The 3,780-nt window shown below is 53.0% G+C and carries 5 protein-coding genes; 2 read left to right on the forward strand and 3 right to left on the reverse strand.

Translation table 11 applies throughout. The features are described from left to right. Positions 1 to 414 precede the first annotated feature (414 nt). Both FV228_RS34360 and FV228_RS34365 read right to left on the reverse strand, forming a co-directional pair. Positions 415 to 702, reverse strand: a complete 288-nt coding sequence (locus FV228_RS34360; protein ID WP_246693999.1) for a recombinase family protein — start codon at positions 700 to 702, stop codon at positions 415 to 417. Beyond that, complete coding sequence (locus FV228_RS34365) at positions 657 to 1,004, reverse strand: recombinase family protein (protein ID WP_246693998.1); 348 nt, start codon at positions 1,002 to 1,004, stop codon at positions 657 to 659. The genes FV228_RS34360 and FV228_RS34365 overlap by 46 nt, the downstream gene beginning before the upstream one ends. Before the next feature lie 53 nt (positions 1,005 to 1,057). Between FV228_RS34365 and FV228_RS22970 the strand changes: the two genes are divergently transcribed. Together FV228_RS22970 and FV228_RS22975 are read left to right on the forward strand one after the other, a co-directional pair. Then, a complete protein-coding gene (locus FV228_RS22970; protein WP_147856710.1) occupies positions 1,058 to 1,714 on the forward strand; it encodes a hypothetical protein in 657 nt (218 codons plus the stop codon). Then, on the forward strand, positions 1,711 to 3,264 hold the full coding sequence (locus FV228_RS22975; protein ID WP_147856711.1) for a hypothetical protein: 1,554 nt from the start codon (positions 1,711 to 1,713) through the stop codon (positions 3,262 to 3,264). The genes FV228_RS22970 and FV228_RS22975 overlap by 4 nt, the downstream gene beginning before the upstream one ends. Positions 3,265 to 3,570: 306 nt before the next feature. Here the strand turns inward: FV228_RS22975 and FV228_RS22980 are convergent. Next, positions 3,571 to 3,780, reverse strand: a 210-nt coding sequence (locus FV228_RS22980) for a DUF2293 domain-containing protein (protein ID WP_147856712.1), incomplete at its 5' end; no start/stop codon positions are given.

Below are 3,780 nucleotides of genomic sequence, written 5' to 3' on the forward strand. Positions count from 1 at the left end.
GGACGCCGGGGCCGTGAGGCCGGGCGCCAGCGGTCGGCGGCTAGCCGATCCGCGCGCGGGCTCGGACGATCCCTGCGGGGCGGACGGCATAGACGATGCTCATGCGGTCTCCTCCCTCATGCAAGCGCGACAGTGCCGAGGCTAGGGGAACCGGAAACGATTCGCAACGGCGGAAGACGGCTCGTTGAGATGACGGTTGAAGCGCAAGCGGAACGGCTAGTGAGGGTGGGAAACAGAAGTTGGCCTGATGCCCGGGAGGGGACGTGCCGCATCCGACTCAACGTGGCCGCCTGAATGACTATCGGCGCTTCCAATAAACGGCCATTTGTTGATCGGCCGCACCCTGGCGATCGGGCTGATAAGTGATCGCGCCAAAGGGAGCCCTTTCGCGCGCGCCCCTGCTTGGAGTGCCTTTTATGCCACGTGCTTCTTGATCCACTGTATAGTTGAGATGCCAACCGCATAGCTGAGTGCGAAGTCGGCCTGTGTTTCCCCGTCCGTCCGGCGCTGACACACCTCCTGCTGCTGCGCTACGGTGAGGCAAGCGGGACGCCCCATAGGCGCCCCGCGTGCCTTGGCACGACTGCGCCTTTCAGCTGTGCGGGTACGGATCAAATCGCGCTCCACGTCCGCTAGGCCGCCGAGGACGACGAGCATCAGGCGACCGGTCGAGTTGGCGGTGTCGGCCCAAGGCTCGGCCAGCGAGCGGAAACGGCCCTCGCGTCTACGATGCGTTTGACGATGGCGAACAGGTCGAAGGTCGAGCGGGCAAGGCGGTCAATCCGCATCACCACTACCTCGTCACCCGGCCCTACCGCCTCAAGAAGCCGTTGCAGCCCACGCCGTTCGGCGTTCGCACCGCTTACCTTCTCCCGATAGATCATCGCACAACCGACATCGCCGAGCTGAGCGAGCTTTGCCTCAAGGGTCTGCCCTACGGCGGAGACGCGGGCATAGCCGAGAGGGCGGATTTGCGAAGTACACTCGGTCATATCTTCCAGCAAATATGATCCATCGCAGCAGCACGAGTAACAGCCTTTGCCGAAAGGTTTGATTGGTGACAAGCCGCTTGAGGATTGCTATATTTCCCAATAATCACAGGCTAAGTGAGCTTTTTGCTGGAGCAATAGATATGACGTCCACGAATGAGTTTCCTAACAATGGAGGCTATTTTGGATATAAGTCTACAACCATCAATCCCGAAACTATCGAGAATTCTATAAGTAATTACGACGATTGTTTCAAGAATAAATCAGTCAAACCAATCGACGATCAGAGGCATTATAGCTTTGATGTATTTGATACGGCGGTGTGCCGCCTCGTTCACTCCCCTGAGCACATCCATCTTGTCGTAGGGCGAAAGCTTCGAAATCGGGGGCACACCAACTACAGTGATGCGGAATGGATGTATATTCGCGCTCAATCAGAATTTAGAAGTCGGTCTAAATTCGATCATAATGAAGTTACGATTTCAGACATTTATGGAGTTATGTCTACTTTGATCGGTTGGAGCGCGGAAAGGGCTCGCATTGCGATAGATCTTGAGCTTGAAGAAGAACTCAGACTTGTAAAACCGATTATTGGCATCAAACTCCTCATAGAAACACATATTAAACAATCTAAGAATGTATTTTTACTTCTGATACATATTTTCAATCTGATTTTGTCTCATCATTGCTTTCGAAGGCGGGATACAGACCTCCACTTAATGTGATATGTTCTTCTGAGGAAAAAAAGAGTAAAATACATGCAACTATTTATGATTACATCTCTCGAAAGAAAGGCATCGAGAACTCATCATTCTATCACCTCGGTGACAATCTTTTTAGCGACGTGCAAAATGCTCGCTCTAAAGGATGGAACGCCCAGGCATTCACGGACTCACATTGGACCACGCGTGAGAGAGTGCTAGCCGCGTCAGGCGACGGAGGGTTTCTGTCTTCTGCAATAGCGGGCTCCGCGCGATCGGCTCGTCTGGGTCAGATAAGGCCGTTTAAAGAAGGTATCGTAACCGCCGCCGCCAGCGTCGTCGGGCCAATGTTTACCGCATACACGCTTTGGGTGCTGCTAGATGTCCTAAATCGTGGTGGTCGCGTGATTTATTTTCTTGCGCGCGACGGTCAAGTGCTGGCTAAAATTTGCCAACGTCTTGCCCGATGGCTAAATATCGACGTAGACATCTGCTATATTTATGCCTCACGACAGGCGTTTTTATTGCCAGCTCTTCATAATGAAGGCGATAATATTATCAATGAAGCTTTGAAATTGTCATATTACGACCAGATTGATTTGGAGGAAGCGCTTACATCACTGAATTACTCATCAGAAGAGCTAGTATACATTGCAAAGCTTTTGCCCTACAATTTGCGAAGGATTTCATCCTCGCTGTCCCATAATGAAATGAGCGCTCTAAAAGCGGCATTATCTCGCAAAGATCTTTTGAAATCGCTTCGCGCGCGAGTGCATGAGGCTTATTTTGCAACACTTGCCTATCTAGATTCCAAAGGAATGCTTTCTTCTTCTGAGGCTTGCATTGTCGATCTTGGCTGGCGAGGCAGCACGCAATTGCGGTTGCAAAAGATACTGGGAAATAATGTCAAGTTGCGCGGCTATTATATGGGCATATCAAATTCCGTTCTCAGTGCAGAGGATTGCATTTGTCGCTGGACGACCAAAGTATCTCTAAAGACTGGATTGCTGGAGGTAATGGCGTCCTCCGATCATACGACCGTCAAAGGTTTTACCTTTTCGTTGGATGGTCAGCCGGACTGCTCCCCACCAATCGTTGAAGACAAAACTTTAGTGCAATGGGGTTCTCGTCAGCAGCAAGAGGTCGCACTAAGATTTTGTGATTACCTACTTGAAGCTGTCGAGGTGGATACCTTCACGGCTCAGGAATTTTATCAAGCGCTTAAGGATGCTGGATTGGATGCCTACCATCACTTCCGCTTATCGCCGACATGGGTGGAAGCCGAGGCGTACGGAAGCATGCCGCATCAAATCGATGTCAATCACGCTAAATTCCAGGAATTGGCCCCATCAGTACATAATGTAGATATCCTGCGAAAGATCCTGTGCAGAAAATCGCAAGGATTCAATACGAGCTGGTATATGGGTTCGATTGCGAGATCTTCTAATAAATCTAATTTGGCTAAATCTATCCACCTACCTGCAGGACGATATATCGAATTTAAAGCCAGATTTATCACAAGAAAGAGACGTAAAGATCTTGATAAATTTGCGCGCCACCTCTTAAAGTCGTAAATCTGTCCGTTTCTGATCGGGTTATGGCGCCAATATTGTTTGAGCAAGCCGACTCATCCGCAGGGTCGTTTGCGGTGGTGTAGCTGTTTAACACTCCGGTCGTAGGTCCTCGACCACCACGCGACCCAGAAGGGGACTTTTCCGGGTTCCGAGAAGGGTCGAAAGCAGCCCCTCCAAAAGGCACCGCTATCGTGATCCGCGCCCGCGTGCCGGCGACGGGTGCCCCGCTGTCGGGCGGCATCGTCGCGCGTGAGCCCGGACCCGGCCCTCCCATCCCCTCATCCCGCCCGCCACCGGGACAAAGCGCTAGTCCGGCTCGCCCTCCGGATCGGCCTCCGCCTCCTCCTCCGGGATCGGCGCGGCGCCCCAGGCGGTGAGCGCCGCGTTGAGGTCGTCGAGGACGAAGTGCCGGGCGCTGTCGCGGTCGTAGCCCTCGCCCAGCAGGTCGTCGTAATCGGTGAAGACGTGGCGGGCATAGGCCACAAGGGCGAGGCGCGCGGCGGTCCCGGGGGCGGC

Origin of the sequence: Methylobacterium sp. WL18 (assembly GCF_008040015.1) — a bacterium.
GTDB lineage: Bacteria > Pseudomonadota > Alphaproteobacteria > Rhizobiales > Beijerinckiaceae > Methylobacterium > Methylobacterium mesophilicum.